Below are 25,114 nucleotides of genomic sequence, written 5' to 3'. Positions count from 1 at the left end.
TTTGAAGTCGAGAAAAAAGCTTTTACTTATTGTCCTGGCCCTTTTAATCATCACTAGAGTGGTCATCACGATAGCTGAAAGAAATAAGCTCCCTGCCGTAGCAGATGGCCCGGGACAATCTAATGATGTCGCTTTAGATACGCGCGCCCTTCACCCAGACGCCAATCTTTCTAAAGCGCCAGATGAAGCAGTCACTTCTCAGCACGCGACCAATAAAGACACTCTTTGCCAGAACCTAAGGTCGCACTACCAGAATTTAAAAGAAATCAAACGCACAGAAAAAACCTCTGTGCGTTTTGTAAATGTTCATAAAAAAGTTGATGGCATCGTTTATCGCATGCGCTTTTTTTATAAAGACGCTGCTGAAAATGAAATCCCGACTTACCTGCTTTACCGAGAAGATCAAAATGAAGTTGAGCATCTGATTGAAACGTCTCCCTATAAGAAAGGAGTGAAGTATCAGGAAATCGACAAGGCCCAAGGTTCAATTATCTACACTGAAGAAGGTGTGAATCTTGGAGAAAACCAGGATCTTTTCCTGCATTTTGAAAATAATGAACTTAAAGACCTTCAGGGCCTAAGCCCAATGCTCGCTGAAAAAGATTTTATCGAGTGTCGCTTCTAGCAACCAGTTCCTGCTGGAACCTCTGCCTGATCCTTACAACTGTAATCGCCTTCGGCGCACGTTAAGCGCAGGTGAAAATGCGTGCTGTGAAGTTTTTCAATGCGAAGGCGTCTTAGGGTTTCTACCGTTTCAACATCCTTCATCAGGTTATTTTTCTTGGCGTACTCACAGAACATTTTTTTAATCGCTTCATCGACAAAGATGCGGCCAACTGGCCTAGTGTGAATCAGGTGTTTAAAGAGAGCGAAGTTTCTTTCCAGATAAAAATTTGCACTCACCTTTCCATTCTTCACAAAATCTTCTTCCCAGTAAGGAGCATTTTGGGATTGAAGCTTTCCATTTTTTGTTAAGTAGACAATATCGACATCCAGACCGTTTTGGTGACTGGCATGCTCTTTACAGGCCCCACCATTTTTATTAGCGATATCTCCAACCTGCAGGACTTCGGCTTCCGGGTAAGTCTGGCGGACGAAATCAGCAGCGTCGCTGATTGTCTCTTGCATGATGGCCGTTCCAAAAAATCTTTGTCTTTGTAAAAAGAGTTTTCTAATCAAAGTCCCTCTTTCCATAATCGACTCACCGTCTTTTAGTTTTCCATCCGAGTAATAGCCAATCGCTTCTGAGGCCATTAGGGTTGTCGAATGAAAAAGAACAAAAGCAAGAAAGAGTCTTTGAAGCACTGGTCACATCCTGTGATAGAAGTTGAATACTTCTATTCTAAGATGTGGTTTGATTTTTTTCTTTGAGCGGAAAAAAAAGCCAGACTATTCTAGTTTTGTCTGATGAAGAACCAATCCCGAGGCAGGTGCCGCCCATTTTACAAAATGTGGGTCCTGTTCTCTAAGAGACTTTTCCAGTTCAGAAAGGGTGATTTCCCCCATCCCCAGCCTAAATAGAGCGCCCATCATCAGTCTGACCTGACCGCGCATAAAGCCCTGCCCTTTGACTTTGAAGCAGTAGCTGTTTTTAGGAAAGAAGTTGGCGGCAAGTTCGGTGTTTTCGACGATCTCACTCTTTAAGATCTCTCGCTCAAACACTGTCCCTGGTTTTGGTTTATGAACGTAGTTAATAAAAGAATGAATGCCACAAAAAAGCTCTGCCCCTTTTTCCATCACTTCTAAATTAAGCTCTTCACGAATCAAAGTCATAAAAGGTGCACAAAATGGATGCAAAGACTCTTCATTAAAAGCAAAGTAGTAGTGGTACTCTTTTTCTTTGGTGTGCGCGAGCATGGTAAAGTGCTCTGGCACTTCCTTAATTTCCAATACGCGTATATCAGGTGGAAGTTTAGATAACGACTCTTCTAGATCCTTTTGTTCTACCTCTTCATCAAACATGGCCAGGCAGTAGTTTTCCAACGCCGACACCATAGCATCAGTCCTGCTAGAAAAACGAGTCTTCACCTTAAGGCCTAGGGCCTTTTCCACGCGCGCTTGAATGCTCGGATGCTCAGGCTGTTTTTGAACGCCGTGAAAGCGAATGCCGAGATACTGTAGTTTGATTAAAAATCTTTTTGAGTTCATTTTTTGTATTTAGTTACGTTATACTAATCTTACTTTAAAAATAAGGGAGTGGGCACTCTTGAATTCATTAATTATTTTACTTTGCATTGTCCTCTATTTTATCTTGATCGTCGTGTTTTCACTTTTTAAGAAAACCTCAGAGGGCATTAATAACCCCTATCTCAACCTGATTAAGCCTTTAATCCCTTCCTGGAAATTTTATGATGACTTTGAAGAGACAAGACTACTCTTCTTTCGCGCCAAGGTTTCAGAGGAAGAGGCCTTTGGAGAATGGGCCCCACTTTATCAAAACCCAAAAGCGAGCTTTAATAACCTCTTCGTCAATCAAGGAAACCTGATCCTGGCCGCTCAGTCCCATGTTCAGCAGCTTCTTCATGATATTGAAGTCCACGATGACAAAACCTCTTTTGAAGAAAACCTTTCTTATAAAATCACCAAAAACCTGGTGACCTATGCCATCAGAAAGAAATACACCCAGAATTTCACTTATCAGTTTAAGCTGGCCTCAGTTGACCTGATGGCAAGGCCGAAAGATGACATCCTGGTCTCACCTCTTTATGAGGAGGTCATCAGTGAATAACCCACAAGAAGTTTATACACTTATCGCCCGTTTGATTGGGATCGCTGTCATGTTCCAGTCGCTGGAATTTATCAAAATGAAAGACAGTATTTCTGAAAAAGGAATCTGGAGATGGAGTGAACTAAGAAGCGAATACCTTTTCCTGCCAAAAAGGATGCTCGCCTTTCTCGATTGGATTATGCCTGAAAAACGTTTTATGGAAATGATGACCATTCGTTTCTACACGGCCATCCTGGCGATTATCTATCCTTACTTCTTTGTCATTTTCTTTATTCTCTTCTTCACCACTTTCCTGATCACTCTGCGCTGGAGAGGTTCTTTTAATGGTGGAAGCGATTATTTAACTTTAATTATTCTGCTGTGTCTCTGCATCGGTTACTTCAGTCCCCTTTTAGCAAAGGCCGCTCTTTGGTACATCACTCTCCAGGTTATCAGCTCTTATTTTTTAGCTGGTCTCTATAAAGTGAAAGAATACAAGTGGCGTTTGGGAACAGCTGTGTATGGATTCATCTCTTCACCTAATTATAAAACACCACGTTTTATCCTGGAAAAAAGTAAAGACCCTGCCTGGGCAAAAACCATTGCCTGGTCGGTGATTCTTTTTGAGCTTTCATTTCCTTTGGTTCTCGCCACACCAATTCTCACGAAAGCGTATCTGATTGCGGGAGTGCTATTTCACTTAGGGAATTTTTTAGTCTTTGGATTAAATAGATTCTTCTGGGTATGGAGTGCGAGTTACCCCGCACTCTATTATTGCAGTTTGAAAGCTTAATTATTTATTGAAGATTAAAGAAAGTTCGAACACGCGCGACTTAAGTGGAGACTTTCTTTCTGTCTTTTGAATTGGCATAGAAAGCGTCGATTCATTTTCTACAACAAACCACTTTTGTCCAGAAGCGAAGTTCAGCGAAATTTTGTGAACATCGTTTTCACCTTTTAGCAGGTAATAGTGATACTCAGAAACCTGGAATCCTTCAAATCTTACGGTTGCAAAAATATCCCACTCTAAAAGCGAGTCGCTTTCATTCGTCATTTCCGGATCAAATGAACTGGCGATAAAATTAAAAAAGCGTCCGTCCCAAGCACGGTTAACTTCCGATTTGATTCCCTCTGGGAGTTCAGCGCCTTTGATAAACTTTTGGCACATGAAGAAATCACCGCGAAGATAACACTGGTACTTATCCTTCACCAATTCGTTGTAACGGGCGGTATTAAGGCTTGGAACCAGCTCTACATCACGAACCTGCGAGACTTCTACTTGTTTATAAGTATACATCCCGTCGAGCCTGATAGCTTCGTTGGCAAACGTTAATAATGGGAAAACAATAGTTAAGGCCAAGATTAAATTTTTCATAGAAATTAGTTTAGTCAGCCTAGATTTGAAGAGTCAAGACAACTCACCTCTCGTTCTGCTATCTTTTACTGACTTTAAGATTGAACCTCAACCAAGGATTTTTATGATTACTCTTTATGGCCCTGCGCGCTCAAGTGCTGGAAGATGTCTATGGTGTCTGGAAGAAGCCGGTGTAGCTTACGAAAACAAACAAGTGGACATGAGAACAAAAGAACACAAGTCAGAAGCTTTCCTGGCCCTTAATCCAAACGGAAAAGTACCAGCTCTAGTAGATGGAAACACCACTCTTTTTGAATCAATGGCGATTAACTTCTACATCGCTGATAAATATAAACCAGAACTTTTAGGAATGAGCGCTGAAGAAAGAGCTCTTTCTTACCAGTGGAGTTTCTGGGCAAGTTCTGAACTTCAAGACCCTATTATCCAGGTCTTCATTCAAAAGGTTTTCATGCCTGAAGAAAAAAGATCACAAACTGTGATCGACGAAAACATGGCAAAGCTTCCAGCTTACTTCCAGGTCCTGGACAATGCTCTTGCTAATAAAACTTACTTAAACGGAAAAAACTTCTCTCTAGCTGACCTAAACACAGCTTCAGTTGTAAGCATTGCTCCTCACATTGGACTTGATATGAGTCCATACAAAAATGTGAACCTTTGGTTAAATGCTATCGGTGAGCGTCCGGCCTTCCAAGCATACTCAAACCTGAGAAAGGGATAGAATTGATAAGGGGGACTTCGGTCCCTCTTTTTAGTAGATCTCGCGCAGAACGCTTCCTAAGATTTTGCTTCTGTAAATTTCAATCAATCTCTCATGCTGATCGATCTCTTTATCCAGAAGTTCCACATCGGCCTTTTTAGTAATAGCAGAGTTTTCTTTTTCACCTTCAAAAACATCGATAAGTCTTGAAGCAATTCTCTTTGATTTAATCTCTACCGCGATTTCATTACTCACACTTGTGCTTCCTGTTCCGAAGTTGTGTGACCCAATGATCACATGATCCTCGTCGAAGATAAGCACTTTTTCATGTACATAATTTAATTTCTGATTTCTCTGCCACTGGTAAAGCTCAATTCCATCTAAAACCAACTGACGGGCATCTGGAAGAGAATAAATATAGCCAGCATTGTTAGAGAATTTCGCCGACTCTAAACTGTTAGTGATGATTTCAATTGAATCCCCTTCTTTTAAATTCTTTTCCAGGAATTCTCTATAGCGCTCAGTAGGAATCATAAAGTAGTTATAGGCACGCATTTTTTTGAAATCAATTTTTGTCACTGTATCCAGAATATCATCCTGCTGAAGTAGGCGCTCTTTTCTATTCATTCCCTTTTCGTATTGATGAAGGACAGCTTCGTGAGAAAGAATGCGGGCCTCATCCCCATCAGCATAAACCGGCTGAACGGGAAAAAAATACTTATCATTTTCACTAAAGATCATACGCTTGTATGAGTCTTCACATCTTGTCGTTTCATCTGAAGCACAGTTGGTTTTAATCTTTTGTCCTGCCACGAAGTCGAACATGCGCTTGAAGTGATCCTGCACTTGATTAACAACCGGGCCACGCAACTCCACTTCCATATCTTTTCCAGAAAGTGAGCTATCAGAGATATTTCTTCCTCCTAAGATGGCCAGCTCACTATCTACCAGGAAGATCTTTTCATGCAAGCTATGAGTAAGAGAAAATTGAGTTCCAGGAGTTAATTGCAGATAAGCAAAAACGGCATCCGTTGTTGGATCAAGCTCTTTTCTTCCTTGCCCAAAAAAGTCCACTCCAATAGTCGAGATAAATGTCGACAGCACGCGGATTTCAACTCCACGGGCATTGGCCTTATTGAGCTCTTCAGCCAATCGCTTTGGGACACTTGTGTCGTCCCAGAAAAATGTAATGATGTTGATGTGGTGCTTGGCCTTTTTGATCAGTTCGACTTTATAGTCTACGGCCGCAGCTGGGTCTTCTAAAAGGGTTAAACGATTCCCTTGGGTATGTTCATACACCTTGGCTTGTGTCTGCACAGAAAGACACAGCATGAATAAAATAGTCCCAAGTATTTTCCTCATATAGGGATATGCTAACAGAACCCTAAAAATCGGGTGGGTTGTTGAAAAGATTACAGGGGGTGTATAAAGAGCGTAAGTGTCGGGAATCAAGGGGAGGCTAAGCCTCCCCTGTGATTATTCTAGGTCTCTAATTTCAACACCGACTCTATTTAGCATCAATTGGACTTCATCAATGCTCACACCTTTTAAGCAAAGGACGCTAGCACCCGTATCTTTATCAGTAGCACCAATAAACAAGCCATAAATTCCAGGCTGTCCAGGATAGTTCGAAGGTGGATTATTTTTTTGTTCTGTAATAGCGATATCTGTTCCAGCTGGAATAGTATCAGTTGGAGATCCTGTTAATAGTAGACATTGTTTTCCACTGAAAGGTGAATACATTTCTTTTGTGCCATCATCTCTCTTATAATCCTTTAGAAAAACGATCCTTGTTTTTCCTGTAACAACTCTTTGAAAATCTTCTACAATGACTTTATTCCCCATCAGCATTTTTTCAATAGTTTGTGAAATATTTCTTGCTGCTTTATCAGCATTTACAATTGCTTGATAGCTTTGATTAATGTTTATACATCCATTAATCGCTTCAGCGTATTTTACATATAAAGTACTAAGGCTATTTCTTAAAATAATAGTTTCCTGTAAAGATTGATCAAGAGAATCCAGAACCTCAATTTTGATTGCTCCTAGTTTGGGTAATGCTTTTTTATGATCATGAAAAGCAATTTTCTCACAGTATTGAATTGCCTTTTGTGTACTGTAGCGTCCAGAAGGAGACCAATCTTTATTGTAAATCTCTGCTAATTGAAGAAATCTTCTTGCTTCCTCTTTATTTTCATAAATAACACCAGAAATATCCGCTAACTTCTCTCTCACCTCAAGAGGTAAGCTTCCCATATCGATTGGAGTAGAAGGCTCACTTGGTTTCGTCGGCTCACTCGGCTTAGTTGGCTCTTCCGGTTTCGTCGGCTCGCTCGGCTTCGGCGCCTCTGTGGCCAGAATCTCATCCATCTGCACTAAAGACATTGCATAGCAATCCATGGCCATCTTAGCGAGCTTCGCGCTCTCATCAACAAGCTTACAAGAACTCAATGAGAAACTCATATTCGTTTCCACGCAAAGTAAATTGTGATTCATAGCTTTAGCGCTAGGCCCGCTCAGTTTCTGTATTTCTGCACGGTTTTTTCCAAACACAGCATAAAATAAATTCATAGCCTTAACAGTATCCTGCCCGTGCCTATCACAGTATTTATTTGCATACGATTTCTTAGCAAGCATTCCAAGCTTGTTCCACTCAACTGCTGAAGCATTCGTACTTTTTGCTATTGCTTCGAAAGTCGGACGGCTTTGAATCAGCGAATCCTTAAGACTAGCAACTAAAGCTCTTTGCTCAGTTGAAAACTCAACTCCAGACACCGCAAAAGACATCGCCAAAATAGATAACCCAAATAAAGACTTCTTCATAAAAACCCTCAAAACTTATTAAATTTGGAGGAGAAATTAGCACAATTCAAACCAGAATAATTCCGCTGGTGTAAATATTATATATTTTTTGAACATAGGAGAGCTTTCAAAAGGATTAATCCTAGGGTAAATTTTTGAAATGAAAAAAATATGTGTCATCACCGCAAGTGTCGGGAAGAACTTAGAACTAGCAAAGTCAATCGTCACTCACCTTAAAAACAATAAGGCAGAGGCCCATTTGTTGAACCTGGTTGAACTAAACCTTCCTCTTTATACATCTCTTTCTGAATCTCACCACAAGGCAGAGGTTCTCGTGGCCCCATTCAAGGACCTCCTTGATGTCGATGGTTTTGTCATCGTGGCGCCGGAATACAACGGAGGGCCTCCTCCTGTTCTGAACAACTTCATTGCATGGGTTAGCCGTTCGACAAAAAACTGGCGCGACACTTTCAATAGAAAAACAGGTATGATCGCAACCAGCAGCGGCGGCGGTGGTATCAGCGTTCTCTCAATTCTAAGAATGCAACTTTCATTTATCGGTATGAATGTGATCGGAAGACAAATCGTTTCGACATTTTCAAAACCAGTCCCTCAAGAAGAAGTGGAAACTGTTTGCAAAGAATTCTTAGAAGCAATTCCGTCACGTACTTAACATTTTTTAGACGGCCGCAAGACACCCGCGGCCTTTTAAACTCTTACCGATACTGCAGCAAAAACGTCATTTGAAAAACTCTTGCGACCTCTTTTTTTGAGGCCTAGGGTTTAGTTATGAAGACAGTATTGGTCACCATATTCTGTTCTCTTTTCACTTTCATGCATCCGGCACTAGCAATCCCACCGGAGAATCAAACGCTCGCCCCTTATCAAGAAGAGGCCGACAGCCGCCACTACGAAACGTTTGAGATAAAAACCAAAGTCGAAGCCTATGAATATGAGGCCATCGTTTACAAACCAACGGGTACTCCGATAAAGGCAGTGTTAGTGATCTACCCAACAATTGGTGGGGTGAACTCCATTGAAGGATCAAACGCCCAGTATTTTTCTAAACGCGGTTATGTCGTTATTGTTCCCTATCTTTTTGAAACAGAACTTAACAAACCCAATCCCGACATGGATAAACTCGACAGCGACTACTACCGTCCGGTGGTTTCTGTTATTAGTTTTATTAATTACGTCGATTTTAAACTTAACCTTCCTTCCACTCTTCCCGTCTTTGCTCTTGGGGCAAGTCAGGGAGGAATTACCAGTGTGCTTATCACCGCCTACGTCCCGCGGATTAAAGCGGCCTGGTTTGCAACAGCAGGAGGAGACCTGCCTTACATTTATGCCCGCTCAACAGTTTTACAAATCAGAGAGTTTAGAGAAAGACACATGCGCACGCTCGGCATGAGTGATGTGGATCAATACGAAACTTATCTTCGAGGTTATTTAAAAAATGACCCAAGTCTTTCTTGCAAAGACATCAAAGTGCCATTCCATCAAGTGATTGCTTTAAGAGATACGGGAGTGCCAACGGTGACTCAGGAGCTTTTAGCAAGAGAGTGTCCCCCTCATTCCATCGACCGTTATAAATTAGGTCATGAGGCCGGAACGTTAACGACCGTCCTCATGAGAAAGAAAATATTTGAATACTTTGAATCGTTTATTTAAGTCTTTTGATTAAGTGAAAACCAAACTGTGTGCGCACTGGTTGTGAAACTTCACCTGGCATAAGCGCAAAAGCGGCCTTCTCAAACGTCGGAACCATCATCCCTTTACCGAATTCTCCTAACATTCCTCCGTCTTTTCCAGAAGGGCATGTAGAGTAATCGCGGGCCAGTTCTTCAAACGACTTTCCTTCAGCTAGCTTTTTTTGAATGTCTTTTACTTCGTATTCGTGATTGACCAAAATATGTTGAGCTGTAACTTTCATTTTGTATTTCCTAGTTAAATGATTCTAAAAACGTCCACACCATTTCGCGTGACTCGTTAACAATTGAAGGGATTTTGCTATAGCTAGGAATCTTTTCTCTTCCTAACTCGGCCGCAATCGCGCGAGTTCCTGACTTCCAGTAAAAGTAATCCGCACTACTTCCTTCGGCCACATAGATCGTTGTTGAAATCTGCCCTGCTTCATATTGGTTTTCTTTGGCCATCGACTCAACCAAGTCTTTAAAGACCACTACATCGGCTGCCGCTGGTGCTTTTTTCGTATAGGCCCACGGGTACATGACAAGTTTTCCATAAGCATGCAGGTCAAGTGAACCAGTGAATTTCATTTTGTTAGTGTAGTCCATCATCGACTGGATAACATCGACTGTTGGATTGTTTGGTTTATCCGGCCAAGGGTAACTTCTATTCGGGTCTTTTCTCTGCACGTATCTTTCGCGCGCTTCAAAGCTATCCGGACTCACAACTGGAACGATATAAATATCGCGCCCATTTAAAATTTTAGAAAGCCTTTGGTCTTTCCCATAACCGCTAAGAAGTTCATTCGTTAAAGCAAACAGAACTTCGGTCGTAATCAGCTCATCTCCGTGAGTTGCTGCTGTCACCATCACTTTTGGTTTATTTTCTCCGCCGGTAGAAATCTTAAGCGCATAAAGGTTTCTTCCCCCTTTAGTCGCGCCATAGGTTTCCAGCGTCGCCAGAGTGCTGTAGTTCGTTGCCAGTGTTTTTAAATCAGCTTCAACGTCGGCATACTTTCTATATTGGTTAAGACTTTTTTCATCTCTTTCTACATGAATATTGTCCTGTAATAATTTTGCTTTCGGCACCAGCTCTAAAAAGGCCTGCACGTCCTCTTCTTGAACATAAACTTCAAAACCATGAGCACGCTTAGCGACCACTTCAAACTGAGAAGCGATCTTATTCATCTTTAATGGGTTGACTGAGACTTCATAGCTTCTGATTCTTTCAGAACCAAAGGCCATATTTGAGACGAGAAGAGCGAGGATCAATAATCCTTTATTCATAAAATTCTCCACCTTGAGAAGTTGTATGAACAAAGTCTATGAGAACAAACTCTCTTTGTCTCTAAGTTCTCTCTAACTATTTCTAAACATCCGCCTGATTTTCTGCTGATTGCTGAATCGTACGTCTTTAGGATTAGTTCCCTTTATTTTGAAAGCAGGCTCAATAAAGCGTTGTTTCTTCTTCCACTTTCTCTTGTCGTAGAGGCGAGTCTTCTGCTTTTTAGCCTCGCGCTTCTTAACAATTTCTAACTCCAGCTCGCGCTCGACCTGGATTGGAGTGGTCTTAGTATTTTTTAAGGAAGCTCGTTTGACCTCAACCGCATAGAAGCTCAGAATGCCTATGATTAATTTTCGTATGAGCATTTACAATCTCGCATTGAATGAAATTGATAATAGAAACGGCAAAACAAATGCGAGATGTGTTCATGGCAAAACTCCAATAAATAAAAAATAAACTAACGTTAATTAATCAATGAAATGAAATTGTATAAGGGATTAAAATGGCGGGATTTTAGATATTCATGAAGATATTATGCCATTGCTTCAGACTTGAAGCAATGGCCCGTGTATTTTTAACTATTTCTTAGGTGCAGGGGCAGGAGCTTCCTCTTTTTTATCCTTCGTTTCAGGAAGAACCTCTTCACATTTATCGTCAATTGGCCTCTTTACTTCCTTGCCGTCGATCTTGCAGATCTTTTCTTTCTTAGCAGAATTTACAGAAATACCATTTCCGATTGTCGTTCCCGATGGGAAACCTGACTTACAGATCGCCAGGGTAAAAATCATTGCAACAAGAATTCTCGTTTTCATAGTCAATAACCGCCTATTCGTTAGTTGATTCGTTATCGGACGTTAGTTTAAACAATTGGGAACAGATTTGATAGACCTCTTCTCCGTCATCTTTACAAGAAAGTTCCACCAATTCTGCGTGGGCCTTCTTTAAAATCTCCTGGGCCTTTTTATAGTTCTTCTTTTTAAGGGTGATCGTCGAACTTCTGATGTCCCTTTCACCAATAGGTTGGTCAAAGATCGCCTGGCGGGCAAACTGGATAAACTGATCATGGTGTTTTTTAATGGCATCACTTGGGATGTTCTTATCGACGACAAAGTTCCCTTCTTTTCTCTTTAAAGTCTTCTTGTGATCTTCCAATAACCCCAGGCGCACTAAACGGGCCACAGCGGCTTCAACTAGTTCTGGGTTAAGGCCACGCCCTAACTTTTTGGCCATCCAGTCGTAATTGAACTTAAAATTTTTAAGTTCGATCATCTCCAAAATAGCAGCGTGATACCAGTCATCAATAAAACGGAAAGAGTCGATTGAGACTGAAAATTGGGAATTAATTGTATCCGGCTTAGTCGCTTCTAAAAGCTCCGTGTACATCATTCTTTCCGCATCGTTTTTAGCGTATTTGTAGAGAATGAGAAGCTGAAAGTACTTCTGCTCCACTGTGCTCAAATTTAGCTGGTGGCCGATTTTATCAGCAAGCTCTGTGCTTAACTTTCTTTCACCTTTTAAAACACTCGAAAGAAGGCTTGGGTTTTCATACCCCAAAAGCTTAGCGTACGAGCGCAAAGAAAAGCGCGGATTCACTTCCTTCTTCAGTGAGAATTGGCGGTTAACGTATTCAATAGGGTCATTAAATTCATAAATTTTCATAATAAAATAGTGATACCAAGACTCTTAAATCTTTGCAATTTTCTTGCGTACAAAGTGCACACACTGTGCGTACACCAAACACCTCTTTCACTCTCAGGGAAGTGGAAAAAGTGCGAACTTTCTGGCAATCTCACAGGACAATTAAACAGGTCTAATTTATGAAAAATCTATGGGTTGCACTGCTATTTTCGTCTTTTTTTGCTCCGGGCGCACGCGCCATGGACATGAAGGACGTTACCACATTTGGTTACGCCAGGGCCGGAACAGGAACCAACACTTTTGGCGGCGACCAGGAATGTTTTTATAACCAAGGGGCCGGTGGCTGGGGCGGTATCGGAAGAAACGAATTCCGACTTGGAAACGAGTGCACGAACTACCTTGAATTAGCTCTTACTTTTCACCACGTAAAAACAGAATCACAACACGTCTTTACTCAATTTAGAATTGCCAACAGCCACAATGGAGATGATGCCACTGAATCAAGCACCCAGAGCACTAACTTTGTTGAAGCTTTTGCTGAGATGTCAGGTGTCACTGAAATGCCCTGGAGCTTTTGGGTTGGAAAAAGATTTTATCGTGATCAAGATGTCTTCATTGATGACTACTACTACTTCGGTAGTATGAATGGTAACGGTGGTGGTATCGGCAACATCGATCTTCTTGGCGGAAAACTTTCTCTCGCTTACCTAAAGCGTGTCACAGACACCAGAACCAACATCGGAAAACAAGGAATCACTGTTTACGATGCCCGCTTAAAAAATATCGAGCATACTTCGTGGTTAAAACAAAACGTATGGCTTGCTTTTGGTCACGCTCCTGAATCAACAAATTCGACAACAAAAGTTCACTATGAAAAATCCAGAGGATTTGTTGTCGGGACTCTTTTTGATTTCAACTTAAACGACAAAGGCTTCAACCACTTTGCTTTAATGTATGGGCAAGGAGTGATGAACAATTTCAACCTTTATGGCGATAGCTTAATTACTGCTGGAAATATGCAAAGCAAACAAAAGCGTCTGCGTTTTATCAATCACACAACTTTTGATGTGAATGAGAAATGGGCCTTTCACCTTGCTTTAAGCCATGAGCGTTTTATTGAGCAAGACAATACAAAAGAGCAATGGCTGAGTTTAGGTGCTCGCCCAATGTACAGAGTGACAAAAAACTTCCACCTCCTGACAGAAGTGGGAAGTAGTATCGTTCAAAGCGGTGGTACAAGAAGACTGACTCGTCTGACTTTTGCTCCACAACTAAGTGTGAATGAAAACATCTGGGGGCGCCCGGTCCTTCGTGCTTTTTATACTCACTCATTCTGGAACAAGGCCAACCAGTCTAAAGTTGCTGAAAACGCTCCTACTTATTCAAATAAACTGGCAGGTGGCTCGTACGGGCTACAAATGGAAACATTCTTCTAAGAGTTTTGTATGATTGAATTAAAAAATATTGTTAAGAGCTACGACAACAAACTCACCATCATCGATAACTTCAACCTGAAAATTAATCAGGGCGAATTCGTTGTTATCGTCGGTCCATCTGGTTGTGGAAAATCTACGATGCTAAGAATGATTGCCGGTCTGGAGGAAATCACTTCCGGTGAATTTCTTTTAAACGGCAAAGACATCGCTCACCTTCCACCGAGTAAACGCGAAGTGGCCATGGTGTTTCAGGACTACGCTCTTTATCCGCACATGAATGTTTATGAAAACCTGGCCTTTGGTTTAAGGATCAATAAGACAGATGAAAAAATCATCGATGAAAAAGTAAAAAAGGCCGCTCACATTCTCGACCTGACTTCCTATCTTGAGAGAAAGCCTTCAGATCTTTCCGGAGGTCAGCGCCAGCGCGTGGCCATGGGACGAGCGATTGTTAAAGACGCTAAGATCTTTTTATTCGATGAACCTCTTTCAAACCTTGATGCCAAACTTCGCCACAAGATGAGATCGGAAATTAAAAAATTCCATATCGATCAGAAAGGAACATCAATCTATGTGACTCACGATCAACTTGAAGCTCTCACTCTTGCAGATAAACTGGTTATCATTAGAAAAGGTGTAATTGAGCAAGTTGGCTCTCCTCAGGAAGTCTTCAACAATCCAAAAAACTCTTTTGTAGGTGAATTTATCGGAACTCCGGCCATGAACCTGATGGAAGTGGATTTAAGTTATGAAGCTGATGGCATCTATGCCACAGGAAAAGAGCGCGCTTTCCGTTTTAAACTTCCAGAAAATAAAACAATCTTTCACACAGTAAAAAAACTCTCTCCAACAAAAGCAGTGCTTGGCGTACGTCCAACAGACATCGTTCTTCACAGCAGTGAAGAAGCTGGATGGAATGCTAAGTTCGAAGTTCTCTTTACCGAGCTCTTAGGGCATGAGGCCAATGTGATTTTAAAATACGCTGACGGCGAAATCACCAGTCTTATCCCCGCAATGCATCTGCCAAAAGACTTAAAGAGCGCAGAGTTTTACTTCAAACTGCACTTCGCTCACCTTTTTGACAGCGTCACAGGCGATAATCTTAACCTTTAACTCCACCCTGAGAAAGCCCATCGACGATATAGCGGTGGATAGAAAAGAAGAGAAGTGAAATAGGAAGAGCTCCTAAAATAGAAGCGGCGGCAAACTGCCCCCAACGGCTGGCAAAAGATTCACTGATAAAAATCTGAATCCCGACGGCAAACGTCATTTGATCCTGTGATTTAAGAAGAATGGAAGGCAGGATAAAGTCTGAAAAAGTACTGATAAAAGTAAGAAGCCCAATCACCGCCAGCATTGGCGTGCAAAGAGGCAGAACGATTTTAGTGAAGGCCTGAAAGTGTGTACAACCATCCATTCTCGCTGACTCTTCAATTGAGCGTGGCAGAGTATCGAAGTAACCTTTTAAAAGCCAAATGTTAAAAGGTGTTCCACCTAAATAAATCAGAATCAATCCTCCGTGAGTATCGATTCCCAGCCATGGGATATGAACGCCGATAAAATCCAACATAAAATAAAAGGCCACCATTGCCATCATGTTAGGAAACATCTGCATGACCATCAGGAACATCAGACTCGCCTCTTTTCCCTTAAACTTAAAACGAGAAAGTGCATAAGCAGCCGTCGTTGAACAAAAGAGCATGAGAAAGGCACTTAAGAGAGAAACTTTAAGACTATTAAAAAGCCATCTCATCATTGGGTAAGGAGAAACAACAGTTTCACCTGTAGCATTTTGATAAGGAATCCCTAAGATGTATTTCCAGTTATCGAGACTAAACTCTGCAAGACTAAAACCTGATTTAAGTGAACCACTCTTACTTAAAGAAATAGTCACGATCGAAAAAATCGGCAAAAGAACGATCAAAGCAATCCCGATTAACACCAGGTGAATGAGTAAGCGTTCTGTATTTTGTTTCTTTTTTGTAAACTGGCTCATGAGCGACTCAACTTTTTAGAAACTTTAAAATTAATCAACGTCAGCGCAACGACGATCACAAAAATCAGCATCGACACGGCCGCGGCCAGGGCAAAATTTTGTCCCTGAGAACCTTCAAAGGCCAGACGGTAGGTATAAGAAATCAAGATGTCCGTTTCACCAATGGGTGTGCTGGCATCAGAAATCACCGGACCTCCTCCTGTTAGAAGATAGATCCCGACAAAGTTATTGAGGTTAAAGGCAAATGAACCAATTAAAAGTGGAATCATTGCTCTAAAAACCAAAGGAAAAGTCAAAAAGCGGAAGTTTTGAAACTTCGTCGCCCCTTCAAGTGACGAAGCTTCATAAATAGATTTAGGAATTGATTGAATAATCCCAGTGATAACCAACAACATGTATGGAAATCCCAGCCATAGATTAACCATCAAAACACTGACTCTCGCCCACATCTTCTGCTCTAGCCAAGGTACAGGACTCACTGAAAAGAAATTTAAAAACTGATTCACTTCTCCAAAGTCTTTATTGAGCATCCCTTTGAAGATTAAAACTGAAATGAAAAAAGGAATGGAATACGGAATAATGAAAACCATGCGGTAGAAAAACTTCGACTTCCCACCCAGGTCATTAAGTAAAACTGCCAGAAAGGCCCCCAGGAAAAATGTCAGCATCACCGACATAAAGGCCCAGGTGAATGTCCATAACATGGACTTTAAGAAAACAAATTTAATGGCCGGGTCAAAAAAAAGCTCTTTATAATTTTGCAAACCTGTAAAGGTATAATAACCAGGACCAACGCTTTCGCCATTGAGCTTAAACTGCCCTTCTTCTTTATCTTCTTTTAGCTCTTCACCAGTAAGCGTGTCTCTCAAACTTCCTGTTTCTGTCGTCTCATAACGAAGTCGAACCTTCGCAATTTTATCACTGCGGAAAAAGCTATAGGCCCCAAAGGCCGGGTGAACAATCTCAAAATCTGGATGACTCTCCATAATCTCTAAAACTTCCGCAGGAGAAAGCTTATGCCCACCAGGAGGAAGTTTAGTCATCGACTCCAATGCCACAACTTTATAACCCTTCTTAAAAGAGGCAGATAAATTATCTACAATGATGAGATAGGAATCTGGGTATTTTAATATTTGAAAATCGAGAACTGGCACACGCGGTTGAATCACTTTTTCATTCTGAAAAAGTTCAATCACATCTTTTCTTTCTAATAGGTGACCCGTCTTTAAATTGGTAAACGACACATACACGCTGTATGAGATTGGCACTAAACTAAAGAGAACAAACAGCACGAGTGCCGGATAAAAAAAGCGGTAAGCATCTTTCTTGGAAAAACCGTAAACATAGACGGCCACGATTCCTAAAATTAGTGCTGAAAGACTTAAGGCCCAACTCAACCACATACAACTTTTCTCTCCACGCGATCGTTTTCTGTAGTGATCATCCCAAGCTTCTGCCAGTCAATTCTGCGCTCATCCTTAAACTCCAGCTTCCAGCTCCAGTTCTTTGGCTGAACGGTTCCCGGGTAATTAAAACGTGCTTCTGAACCAAGACCCAACAAGTCTTGAATCTGAATAAAAACAATTCTTGAAGGAGCTGACATCAGCACCTGGATCATTTCCCAATGATTTGGTCTCTCAATCTGCAAGTCGTGCTCGACTCTTTGCTTATCTTCTTTAGATAAACTCTTATACCATCCCATCAGCGTATCGCAGTCATGAGTGCCGGTATAGGCCACGGTATTAAACTCGTAGTTAGTCAGTCTATGAGGGTTATTGGCCCCACCAAGCATGAACTCAAGCACGCGCATGCTTGGGAAGTTAAATGTCTCTCTCAATTTTTCAACTTCAGGTGTGATGTAACCTAAATCTTCAGCGATAATTTCCGGGCAATCGCGAAGGCTTTTAAAAAGCTCTTCGCCCGGTCCTTCATACCATTGTCCTTCTGAAGCATCTGGTGCGCTGACTTTAGAAATCCATGTCGCCACAAACCCTCTAAAATGATCGATCCTGATAACATCAAAGTAGCGCTTTAAAAAACTCAGTCTTTTATTCCACCACTCGAAGTTGTCCGCTTTTTGTGCTTTCCAGTTATAAATAGGAGTCCCCCATTTCTGTCCGGTTTTACTAAAAGCATCTGGAGCTGCGCCTGTTTCATACTCCATTTCCAGTTTGTCGTTTAAATAAAACTCCTGAGGGTTTTTCCAAACATCCATGCTGTTATAAGAAACGAAAATGGGCAGGTCGCCAACTAGTTTAACATTTTTTGAATTAGCGTATTTCTTTAATTCCGAAAGCTGCGAGAAACAAGAAAATTGGCAGAAAAGATGGAAGTCCATCAGCTTTTGCTCTTCACTCGTCAGCTCTGGCCTTCCCCAAGTCCTGAAATCGTGCCCACGCGTCTCACCTAAGGCCCTAAACATTGCGTAGTCCATAACCCAATCCTTCTCATCTTTTAAGAATTGATGGAAAGACGATGACGGAAGAAATTTTTCATAGGCAATTTTTAAAGCTTCTCTCTTATTTTCCTTTGCGCGTTTAAAGTCTACACGTTCAGTGTTTAAGATGAACTTATGATAAAGAGCAGGATCAATTTCATACTCCTTAATCAGTAAATCAGGAGAGACATAATAATCGGCGCAGCCAAAAGCTGAGTCCGTGGCATATGGGCACCCGGAATCGTCAGTATTGCCGATGGGGAGGATTTGCCAATAAGTCTGTCCTGCCCGGGCAAGGTCATCAATAAAGGCATAGGCCTGTGGCCCAAAATCACCAATCCCATACGATGTAGGAAGACAGGTGATATGGCATAAAATTCCGGAATGCTTTTTTCTATCCATTCTTAGTACCACATCATGTATCCGTACTCGAACGGATGCACCAGGAAGTTGTCGTGACCATAAATCCTGAAGCGTATTTTTTTCGAGTCGTTGGCCTTGAATTTTAATTCAAAGTGTCCAACTCCATCTTCAAGCGGTCCCTTTAATCTTAGTTTCTCAGTTTTAACTTCATCTGTTTTTAAATCACAGATAACTGCTTCAACCACAACTGATTCTGGTTTTAAATCCCCCAGATAAGTTCCGACGTGAATATGAGCTTCATTTGTTTCAAACACGCGTCCCGGGAATGTGACTTCTGCCGGGTACTCTACGTGGTGAAGTGGCGACTTCCAGCTCTTATCAAACTGTGAAGGGACTTCAACATGGTTTCCATCAAAGTGAACGTAAGTGAAATACATCGCTTTCCAGTTCATCTTTAAAGCGCGACGGTTATCAAGATAAGTCTTAATCAGATCACCGTTATTCTTATACTTGTCACCATAAGCTATGGCCGGAGCATAAAACTTCGTCATGTAATCTTGAACCATACGGTGAGTTGAATAACGAGAGATATTTGTGACAAAACTAATCTTTGTTTTTTCAATCCAAGCTGCACTTGATCCATTTTCCCCTTTTGCTTTATCAGCGTAATAAAGTGGAAGGATCGTCTGCTCAAGAGTCTTGTAGAAATCCATCGCGTCTTCATAATCCTGGATTTCATCGTTAGCAAAGTCTTTTTCTTCACCGATGGCCCATCCGTTATTTCCATCGAAGGCCTCTCTCCACCATCCATCAAGAACAGAGAAATTTAGACCAAAGTTGATAGGCACTTTCTGTCCTGATGTCCCACTGGCTTCCATCGGGCGTCTTGGGTTGTTTAGCCATACGTCTGAACCACTTACTAAATGGCGAGAGATGTTCATATCGTAGTTTTCCAGGATAATGACTTTTCCTTTCAGGCTCGGCATGCGAGAGAATTTATAAATCTCTTCAATGTACTTTTGTCCTGGAACGTCTTGAGGGTGAGCTTTCCCAGAGAAGACAAAAGCAACCGGACGCTCTGGATTATTAACCAGAGCTTCAAGTTTCTTTAGGTCTTTAAAGATTAAAGTTGCACGTTTGTAAGTTGCAAAACGACGGGCAAACCCAATTACTAGGGTTTTGTCGTCAAGATAAGTATCAACAGCGTCGATCTCTTTTTGAGACTCATTGTTTTCTTTTAACTGCTTCTTTAGTTGAGCGCGAACCAGAGAAATCATTTTTGCTTTTAAGGCAACTTTTGTCTCTCTGATTTCAGAGTTCGAAATATCCCCTGCTTTTTTCCAGAAGTCGTGGTTAGCAAGTTCATCTTCCCACTTCGTCCCGACTGTTTCATTAAGAAGATTTTTCACATCAAGGGCCATCCACGTCTGAACGTGAACACCATTAGTGATGTGAGACATTGGGTTTTCTACTTCTGGAACTTGAGGCCATTGGTCGCGCCACATTTTCTGCGCGATTTTTCCGTGAAGCTCACTGACTCCGTTATAAAAACGGGCAACATTGATTGCAAACACAGTTAAGCTGAAATATTTATAATCGCTCTTTTCTGGCACAATTCCCAGTTCAACAAAACGTTCCCAAGAAATATTGAATCCCTTGATCATCTTAAAGAAATGCTTGTGCATTAATGGAAGTGAGAAAGCTTCGTTTCCAGCAGGAACTGGAGTATGAGTCGTAAAAAGACAGTTAGAAGCACAAAGAATTTTTGCCTCATCAAAAGTCATTGAACGCTCTTTCATCGCATTTTTAATTCTTTCTAATTGAAAGAATCCACTGTGGCCTTCGTTCATATGGAAAGCTGCTGGTTCAATTCCTAGCGCTTTAAGAAGTTTGACTCCACCAATTCCCAGGATCACTTCCTGAGAGATTCTCATCTCTCTGTCTCCCCCATAAAGCTTTGCCGTTAATAAACGGTCCGCTTCAGAGTTTGCCGGGTGATTTGAATCAAGAAGGTAAAGCTCGCTTGAACCAACCATTGCCTTGTGGGCCTGAACTTTAATTGTTCTTTCTGCTAACTCCAGGTCAAAAACCAGGGCCTCTCCATTTTTTGTTGTCACAGGAGTTAAAGAAAGATTTTCAGGTTGGAACTTTCCGTAAAGGTCTAGTTGTTTTCCGTCTTCATTAATTCTTTGGGTGAAGTATCCATTTGAGTAGAAAAGCCCTACGAATACCATTGGGATACCTAAGTCTGAAGCTGACTTTACGTGGTCTCCTGAAAGAACCCCTAATCCACCACTGTAGATAGGAAGAGCTTCATGAATCCCGTATTCTGCTGAGAAATAAGCAATCGGTCCTTTGGTATTAGCAAAGTTTTTTGCAAACCAAGTGTCCTTGCGGTTTAAGTAAGTCACAAGCCTTGAATGAAGATCGCCTACTTTCTTTTTTAGGTCTTCATTATTTAAAGACGCTTCGAGGTCTTTTGTATTCTTAAGCACCAGAACCGGGTTTCTTGTCTCGGCCCAGACTTCTTTGTTAATTGATGAAAAAAGATTCCATACGTCCTGATTCCAGCTCCACCAGTAGTTGTAGGCCAGGTCATTTAATTGCGATAAAGTCGTCATACTTGTCTCTCTCATTAAAGTTTTTCAAAATTATAAGTGTAATTTCTCATGTTAAATTTAAAAATATATTTCCCCGCACTCAGTGTCGTGCGGACATTTTCCGAGTTTGGAGTATAAGTCAAAAAACGCGGGTCCACAGATTTTCCTAAATCAATACTCCAGCTCTTGCTTCCTAGCTTAAAATCCAGCGCTCCCGTTTTAGTGATATCAATTCTCGCTATCAGCTCTTCTTGATTGGCAGGATTCACTTTTAACTCTGTCGATTCATCTGCCAGCCAATTAAGAGCACTAGTGCGGAAGTAAAGTTTTTTAGAAAGAATTGGGTTTTTGCTCGCTTTAAATAAATAGAAGCCTGGCCCTTTTAGGCGAAGCAAGTTCTTTCTTCCCCCTACCGATGAGATGACGTTTTGAAAAACATCACTCGTGCTTCCAAAACGCGGGTCAGATGAGTTGATCATCTCGCTCCACCAGACATCTTGATTTCCCGGGAACTGAATCCACACTCCGCCCATATCTCCGTTGAAATTTCCAACCACAAAGTAGTTATCGTGGGAAGTGCTTAGTTCATACGTCACGATCTTGGCATTGTTATCAATGCGTACGTTCTGAGCGTCCTGATTATTGATTTCAGGATTGGCCTTTTTAAACTTGATCATTTCCTTGAAGAAATTTAAGTGACCGCTAAAAAGATTCTGATCTTCTTCGGTAACAAAATTTAACAACGGGTCTTTTTTGCCACTGATTAAATCATAGTAGTGCCACGTCATGCGGTGAGAGCCAACATACTTATTGATATTTACATCTTTACTTGGGAAACGATTGTCCTTTAATGCGTTAACGTAGGCCCACTCGTTCTGGATATTTAAGTCCTGAGCGATCTCTTCCCCTTGATAAAAAAGAGCTCCACCTGGCTTAGTGAAAAGAATCCCATAAGAGAGTCTTACCAACGAGTGACTGAACTGATTGTGAATTTTTCTAAATGGGATACGCAGGTCTCCTGGTTCTTCCAGAGGGTTCACTCTCCTAAAGATATTTGAGTCTTCCTGCTCGTCACTATCATAATTCGTAACGATTCTGATCATCGGGTCTTTATTTCCGATAAAATCGTGAGAGCCCAAATAATTAACCGTTCTTTGTGGATGGCCGAAATGATACCAAACGCCCGGAGACATCTGATGATCGCTGTAGCCTTGAAGTGAATTTGATAAATGAGTTAAGTCCACTGAGCGGCTCGATTCATTGTAGTGATCAAACTCTAACTCAAAGAAGTTTTTAAAACGGTCGTTCCACTGTGAATCAAATCCTAACCCATTTTCTGAGATTGGGTACGTTACCCAAACGTCGTTAGGAAGCTGTTCAGCTGAATTGTAGAAACGTGGGTTGTTTGCTTTAATTAAGTACATCAACTCTTGAAGAAAACGGTATCCACCACGAGTCCCGTTAAAGATCGAATCCGTCATATCAAAACGAAATCCATCCAGGTGGTACTCGGCCATCAAGTGCAGAAGTGAGTCCGTGATCCACTTTCTTACCCAGACACTTTCAAAGCGCGGTTTTGGCCCCCACGGAGTGTCTCCTCCGTAGAACTTTGAAGAGTTAGTTTGAGCATTAATAGGCTCTCTTAAAAGATTGTTGTTCACGTGATTAATAACCACATCAAAGATCACGCGTAACTTATTGCCGTGAAGTTCATCAATGAGTTTTTTCATCTCTGGTTTTGTTCCCAGAGTGCTCTCTAAAATAATAAGTGAATCAAGAGCGTATCCCCACGAAGCGCTGAATCTGCTTTCATGAACGGGAAGAAATTCAACTGCGTTCACACCAAGATCGCTCAGGTAAGGAATCTTTGGGGTGATGTCGCCAAATTTCCCCTGAACGTAAGCTCCATCAATGCGTTTCGGGTTAAACGTTAAAGGCCATAACTGATAAATAATCCAGTTATTGTAGTCGAGTTCGCTGACGTTTTTAAAAGCACTGTCGTTTTTCCAAACGTACTCATTATCACGGGCCACCACCCCACGAGGGTTGATGTAGCCGTTAAAGCGTCCACCTTTAGCGTCGTACGTGAGTTCTCTGGCCATCGGGTCTACTTTAATTGGACTGAAAGTATTGTAATTGGCCACTTCAAGAGTTTCATACTTCCCATTTTTTACAAACTGATAGTGGTACTTGTCTTTAGGCTTTGAGTTTTTAATATAGGCAAAGTGAAAACGTCTCTCGTCGTTTAACGGATAATCAGAAAAAAGTTTAATCGCTTTATTGTCGTTAAGAAATAAATGCACTTCATCCGAAAGTGGCTCCCATACTTTGTAGTAAATCCCGCCCCCCACAACAGGGGTTGCACCAAAAGCTCCGAGATCGATCCACGCATCGATCTTTGAATCTTGAGTTAATCGATAGAGAGGAATAAGAGAATTGGTGATACCTTTGAAGTAATGGGGTGCTGAAGTGTTGTCTTCGATTTTTAAAACGTACTTAAGCCCATTGATCGTTTCTAAATTCCTGATCTCAACTTCGTACCAGCAATAACCTTCAGGAGAGAGTCCGTAAATTTTAGGAGCGCTTTCTTTTGAGAGAGTTCTAAATGTCGATGTCGATCTATTTTTATTTTCTTTTAAAACGATACTGATGTTTGAAATTTGATCACATGATGAAGAGTTTACGCGAATGAATTGTTTGAAGCCGTCAGGGTAAAGAGTCAGGTAAAAAGAATTGTCGTCAGTGTAAAAAGTCTGCGTCCAATCGTCTTTAAACGGCAAGCGGGCAAAAGCGCTCGTCGATACAAAAATAGCTAAAAGTAAGCATAGAAACTTGCTCTTAAAACTCATTGTTTTCCCTTGGAAAAAGGCCACAAAATTGAGTCTTTTTTATACGAACTTTTTCGCACTTTGGGAAAACAAAAGTCCTTTAATTAAAGCTTGTGAAAACTTTCTCTACTTGATCTGAGGTCTAACTAGTTGAAGGGCCTCTTTCGCTGGGGTTTTCTGTTCTAAACTCAGACTTAACGCCTTGCCCATGGCATTCCAAACTGAGCCCATTTGCGGAATGTTTGGCATTGCAACACCGTTCTCGGCGCTCTTTTTTAGGGTCAACAAACGCTCATCTTTTGCGCTCAATTCATTAAGGGCATCAATCCTTGCGGGGGCCCTGTTGTCGTATTTATAAAAGAGCTCGATTCCTTTTTTTGACAGCAGGAACTTTTCAGCAAACTCTTTTGCACGAAGTTTATTCTGACTTGATCGTCTGATCATAAAACCGTGAACGCCAACAAAAGGTTTGGCCACTTTGTTTTTTAGCGTCGGAAGAACAGCAATGCCGTAATTCACTTTGGCTGCATCTAAATCTTTAATCGCCCAGGGTCCATCGATAGTGAAAGCAAGTTTACCTTCTTTGAAATGTTGAAAAGCAATCCCGCGGTCAGTTGATGATGGAATTAAGCCTTCATTGCTTAGTCCTTGAAGAAAAGAAAGCCCTTCTTCAAAACCAGTGATCCCTACGTCGCGTCCATTGAGCCCACTTTCGTTTTCACCAAATATATAACCATTGGCCGCATTGAGAATAGGAAATGAAAAGAAAAACGTCTTGATGTCATAGAGAAATCCATAGGTGTTTTTCTTTGGATTGTTCAGTTTTCTGGCAATACTTACCAGCTCTTCAAAACTTGCAGGTGCCGTTTTAACCAGGTCTTTATTGTAAAAAAGTGCCAACGATTCAACCGCGTATGGGTAGCCGTAAAGTCTTCCTTTGTATTTAAATGCTTTTAAAGAAACGGGAAGGAAATTATCCGTTAAATCGGGAATTTCATCGAGCGGTTCAATCAGTCCAGACTGAGCAAGCTCACCGCTTACATCATTGGCCCACAGAAGAATGTCCGGCCCTTTTTTTGTAAGAGATGCTGTTTTAAAAAGTGAGGTTAAGTCTTTATTTAAAACTTCAACGACCACCTTTGTTTTATATTCAGTTTCAAAATCTTTTTTGATTTCATTAATGGCCTTGGCCGCGCCTTCATTTGACGTCCAGATCAAGACATCTGCGGCCAGGGTGGTATGAGCAAATGCCAAAAAGAAAA

The 25,114-nt window shown here is 41.3% G+C and carries 24 protein-coding genes; 8 read left to right on the top strand and 16 right to left on the bottom strand.

Annotated features, from left to right (window positions below; translation table 11 throughout):
* Position 1: 1 nt before the first annotated feature.
* Positions 2-625 carry a hypothetical protein gene (locus C0V70_RS05310; protein WP_102242834.1) on the top strand — a complete coding sequence of 208 codons (624 nt, stop codon included), beginning with the start codon at positions 2-4 and terminating at the stop codon, positions 623-625.
* Here the strand turns inward: C0V70_RS05310 and C0V70_RS05305 are convergent.
* Positions 622-1,305 (bottom strand): penicillin-insensitive murein endopeptidase, encoded by a 684-nt coding sequence (locus tag C0V70_RS05305; protein WP_102242833.1) that lies wholly within the window; start codon positions 1,303-1,305, stop codon positions 622-624. The genes C0V70_RS05310 and C0V70_RS05305 overlap by 4 nt on opposite strands.
* An 84-nt stretch (positions 1,306-1,389) precedes the next feature.
* Entirely contained in the window at positions 1,390-2,148 is a 759-nt protein-coding gene (locus tag C0V70_RS05300) for a tRNA pseudouridine synthase A (RefSeq protein WP_102242832.1), read from the bottom strand.
* A gap of 58 nt (positions 2,149-2,206) precedes the next feature.
* Here C0V70_RS05300 and C0V70_RS05295 point away from each other — a divergent pair, with 58 nt between their 5' ends.
* Complete coding sequence (locus tag C0V70_RS05295; RefSeq protein WP_102242831.1) at positions 2,207-2,728, top strand: hypothetical protein; 522 nt, start codon at positions 2,207-2,209, stop codon at positions 2,726-2,728.
* A complete protein-coding gene (locus C0V70_RS05290) occupies positions 2,721-3,500 on the top strand; it encodes an HTTM domain-containing protein (protein WP_102242830.1) in 780 nt (259 codons plus the stop codon). The genes C0V70_RS05295 and C0V70_RS05290 overlap by 8 nt, the downstream gene beginning before the upstream one ends.
* On the opposite strand, the gene C0V70_RS05285 is transcribed toward C0V70_RS05290, so the two are convergent.
* Complete coding sequence (locus tag C0V70_RS05285; RefSeq protein WP_102242829.1) at positions 3,501-4,082, bottom strand: hypothetical protein; 582 nt, start codon at positions 4,080-4,082, stop codon at positions 3,501-3,503.
* 103 nt (positions 4,083-4,185) lie between these two features.
* On the opposite strand from C0V70_RS05285, the gene C0V70_RS05280 reads away from it, so the two are divergent.
* A complete protein-coding gene (locus C0V70_RS05280) occupies positions 4,186-4,800 on the top strand; it encodes a glutathione S-transferase family protein (protein WP_102242828.1) in 615 nt (204 codons plus the stop codon).
* A gap of 30 nt (positions 4,801-4,830) precedes the next feature.
* Here C0V70_RS05280 and C0V70_RS05275 read toward each other — a convergent pair whose 3' ends face one another.
* Positions 4,831-6,141 (bottom strand): phospholipase D-like domain-containing protein, encoded by a 1,311-nt coding sequence (locus C0V70_RS05275; protein ID WP_102242827.1) that lies wholly within the window; start codon positions 6,139-6,141, stop codon positions 4,831-4,833.
* Positions 6,142-6,255: 114 nt separating this feature from the next.
* Complete coding sequence (locus C0V70_RS05270) at positions 6,256-7,602, bottom strand: hypothetical protein (protein WP_102242826.1); 1,347 nt, start codon at positions 7,600-7,602, stop codon at positions 6,256-6,258.
* Between the two features lie 139 nt (positions 7,603-7,741).
* Here C0V70_RS05270 and C0V70_RS05265 point away from each other — a divergent pair, with 139 nt between their 5' ends.
* Together C0V70_RS05265 and C0V70_RS05260 are read left to right on the top strand one after the other, a co-directional pair.
* Complete coding sequence (locus C0V70_RS05265) at positions 7,742-8,254, top strand: NADPH-dependent FMN reductase (protein ID WP_102242825.1); 513 nt, start codon at positions 7,742-7,744, stop codon at positions 8,252-8,254.
* Positions 8,255-8,370: 116 nt separating this feature from the next.
* Entirely contained in the window at positions 8,371-9,252 is an 882-nt protein-coding gene (locus tag C0V70_RS05260; RefSeq protein ID WP_102242824.1) for an alpha/beta hydrolase family protein, read from the top strand.
* On the opposite strand, the gene C0V70_RS05255 is transcribed toward C0V70_RS05260, so the two are convergent.
* The 5 genes from C0V70_RS05255 to C0V70_RS05235 form a co-directional block, all read right to left on the bottom strand.
* A complete protein-coding gene (locus C0V70_RS05255) occupies positions 9,245-9,514 on the bottom strand; it encodes a peptidylprolyl isomerase (RefSeq protein WP_102242823.1) in 270 nt (89 codons plus the stop codon). The two genes, C0V70_RS05260 and C0V70_RS05255, sit on opposite strands and share 8 nt — an antisense overlap.
* Before the next feature lie 10 nt (positions 9,515-9,524).
* On the bottom strand, positions 9,525-10,556 hold the full coding sequence (locus C0V70_RS05250) for a M14 family metallopeptidase (RefSeq protein WP_102242822.1): 1,032 nt from the start codon (positions 10,554-10,556) through the stop codon (positions 9,525-9,527).
* 72 nt (positions 10,557-10,628) lie between these two features.
* Positions 10,629-10,919 carry a hypothetical protein gene (locus C0V70_RS05245; protein ID WP_102242821.1) on the bottom strand — a complete coding sequence of 97 codons (291 nt, stop codon included), beginning with the start codon at positions 10,917-10,919 and terminating at the stop codon, positions 10,629-10,631.
* A 213-nt stretch (positions 10,920-11,132) separates the two neighbouring features.
* Positions 11,133-11,366: a hypothetical protein gene (locus C0V70_RS05240; RefSeq protein ID WP_102242820.1), complete on the bottom strand. Its 234-nt coding sequence runs from the start codon at positions 11,364-11,366 to the stop codon at positions 11,133-11,135.
* A gap of 13 nt (positions 11,367-11,379) precedes the next feature.
* Positions 11,380-12,213: a TIGR02147 family protein gene (locus C0V70_RS05235; RefSeq protein WP_102242819.1), complete on the bottom strand. Its 834-nt coding sequence runs from the start codon at positions 12,211-12,213 to the stop codon at positions 11,380-11,382.
* A gap of 158 nt (positions 12,214-12,371) precedes the next feature.
* Between C0V70_RS05235 and C0V70_RS05230 the strand changes: the two genes are divergently transcribed.
* Positions 12,372-13,628 (top strand): carbohydrate porin, encoded by a 1,257-nt coding sequence (locus C0V70_RS05230; RefSeq protein ID WP_102242818.1) that lies wholly within the window; start codon positions 12,372-12,374, stop codon positions 13,626-13,628.
* A 9-nt stretch (positions 13,629-13,637) separates the two neighbouring features.
* Complete coding sequence (locus C0V70_RS05225) at positions 13,638-14,741, top strand: ABC transporter ATP-binding protein (RefSeq protein WP_102242817.1); 1,104 nt, start codon at positions 13,638-13,640, stop codon at positions 14,739-14,741.
* Here C0V70_RS05225 and malG read toward each other — a convergent pair.
* The 6 genes from malG to malE all read right to left on the bottom strand — a co-directional run bounded on the left by malG (position 14,731) and on the right by malE (position 25,106).
* The gene (malG, locus tag C0V70_RS05220) at positions 14,731-15,624 is read right to left on the bottom strand and encodes a maltose ABC transporter permease MalG (protein WP_102242816.1); all 894 of its coding nucleotides are present in this window, start codon (positions 15,622-15,624) and stop codon (positions 14,731-14,733) included. The two genes, C0V70_RS05225 and malG, sit on opposite strands and share 11 nt — an antisense overlap.
* Positions 15,621-17,027 (bottom strand): ABC transporter permease subunit, encoded by a 1,407-nt coding sequence (locus C0V70_RS05215; RefSeq protein ID WP_102242815.1) that lies wholly within the window; start codon positions 17,025-17,027, stop codon positions 15,621-15,623. Before C0V70_RS05215 ends, malG begins: the two co-directional genes overlap by 4 nt.
* Positions 17,018-18,463 (bottom strand): 4-alpha-glucanotransferase, encoded by a 1,446-nt coding sequence (gene malQ / locus C0V70_RS05210; protein WP_102242814.1) that lies wholly within the window; start codon positions 18,461-18,463, stop codon positions 17,018-17,020. Before malQ ends, C0V70_RS05215 begins: the two co-directional genes overlap by 10 nt.
* Positions 18,464-18,465: 2 nt before the next feature.
* Positions 18,466-21,045 carry an alpha-glucan family phosphorylase gene (gene glgP / locus C0V70_RS05205; protein WP_158649577.1) on the bottom strand — a complete coding sequence of 860 codons (2,580 nt, stop codon included), beginning with the start codon at positions 21,043-21,045 and terminating at the stop codon, positions 18,466-18,468.
* Positions 21,046-21,059: 14 nt separating this feature from the next.
* Complete coding sequence (locus tag C0V70_RS05200; protein ID WP_102242812.1) at positions 21,060-23,873, bottom strand: alpha-amylase family glycosyl hydrolase; 2,814 nt, start codon at positions 23,871-23,873, stop codon at positions 21,060-21,062.
* Positions 23,874-23,978: 105 nt separating this feature from the next.
* The gene (gene malE / locus C0V70_RS05195) at positions 23,979-25,106 is read right to left on the bottom strand and encodes a maltose/maltodextrin ABC transporter substrate-binding protein MalE (RefSeq protein ID WP_158649576.1); all 1,128 of its coding nucleotides are present in this window, start codon (positions 25,104-25,106) and stop codon (positions 23,979-23,981) included.
* Between the last annotated feature and the right edge of the window lie 8 nt (positions 25,107-25,114).

It is taken from the genome of Bacteriovorax stolpii, from assembly GCF_002872415.1.
GTDB classification, from domain to species: domain Bacteria; phylum Bdellovibrionota; class Bacteriovoracia; order Bacteriovoracales; family Bacteriovoracaceae; genus Bacteriovorax; species Bacteriovorax stolpii.
This window is presented reverse-complemented; position numbering and strand designations above follow the sequence as displayed.

Coding starts and splice junctions, on each gene's coding strand:
- C0V70_RS05300 (WP_102242832.1), bottom strand. CDS start 2,148: ATGAACTCAAAAAGATTTTTAATCAAACTACAGTATCTCGGCATTCGC.
- C0V70_RS05285 (WP_102242829.1), bottom strand. CDS start 4,082: ATGAAAAATTTAATCTTGGCCTTAACTATTGTTTTCCCATTATTAACG.
- C0V70_RS05280 (WP_102242828.1), top strand. CDS start 4,186: ATGATTACTCTTTATGGCCCTGCGCGCTCAAGTGCTGGAAGATGTCTA.
- C0V70_RS05275 (WP_102242827.1), bottom strand. CDS start 6,141: ATGAGGAAAATACTTGGGACTATTTTATTCATGCTGTGTCTTTCTGTG.
- C0V70_RS05270 (WP_102242826.1), bottom strand. CDS start 7,602: ATGAAGAAGTCTTTATTTGGGTTATCTATTTTGGCGATGTCTTTTGCG.
- C0V70_RS05265 (WP_102242825.1), top strand. CDS start 7,742: ATGAAAAAAATATGTGTCATCACCGCAAGTGTCGGGAAGAACTTAGAA.
- C0V70_RS05260 (WP_102242824.1), top strand. CDS start 8,371: ATGAAGACAGTATTGGTCACCATATTCTGTTCTCTTTTCACTTTCATG.
- C0V70_RS05255 (WP_102242823.1), bottom strand. CDS start 9,514: ATGAAAGTTACAGCTCAACATATTTTGGTCAATCACGAATACGAAGTA.
- C0V70_RS05250 (WP_102242822.1), bottom strand. CDS start 10,556: ATGAATAAAGGATTATTGATCCTCGCTCTTCTCGTCTCAAATATGGCC.
- C0V70_RS05245 (WP_102242821.1), bottom strand. CDS start 10,919: ATGCTCATACGAAAATTAATCATAGGCATTCTGAGCTTCTATGCGGTT.
- C0V70_RS05240 (WP_102242820.1), bottom strand. CDS start 11,366: ATGAAAACGAGAATTCTTGTTGCAATGATTTTTACCCTGGCGATCTGT.
- C0V70_RS05235 (WP_102242819.1), bottom strand. CDS start 12,213: ATGAAAATTTATGAATTTAATGACCCTATTGAATACGTTAACCGCCAA.
- C0V70_RS05230 (WP_102242818.1), top strand. CDS start 12,372: ATGAAAAATCTATGGGTTGCACTGCTATTTTCGTCTTTTTTTGCTCCG.
- C0V70_RS05225 (WP_102242817.1), top strand. CDS start 13,638: ATGATTGAATTAAAAAATATTGTTAAGAGCTACGACAACAAACTCACC.
- malG (WP_102242816.1), bottom strand. CDS start 15,624: ATGAGCCAGTTTACAAAAAAGAAACAAAATACAGAACGCTTACTCATT.
- C0V70_RS05215 (WP_102242815.1), bottom strand. CDS start 17,027: ATGTGGTTGAGTTGGGCCTTAAGTCTTTCAGCACTAATTTTAGGAATC.
- malQ (WP_102242814.1), bottom strand. CDS start 18,463: ATGGATAGAAAAAAGCATTCCGGAATTTTATGCCATATCACCTGTCTT.
- glgP (WP_158649577.1), bottom strand. CDS start 21,045: ATGACGACTTTATCGCAATTAAATGACCTGGCCTACAACTACTGGTGG.
- C0V70_RS05200 (WP_102242812.1), bottom strand. CDS start 23,873: ATGAGTTTTAAGAGCAAGTTTCTATGCTTACTTTTAGCTATTTTTGTA.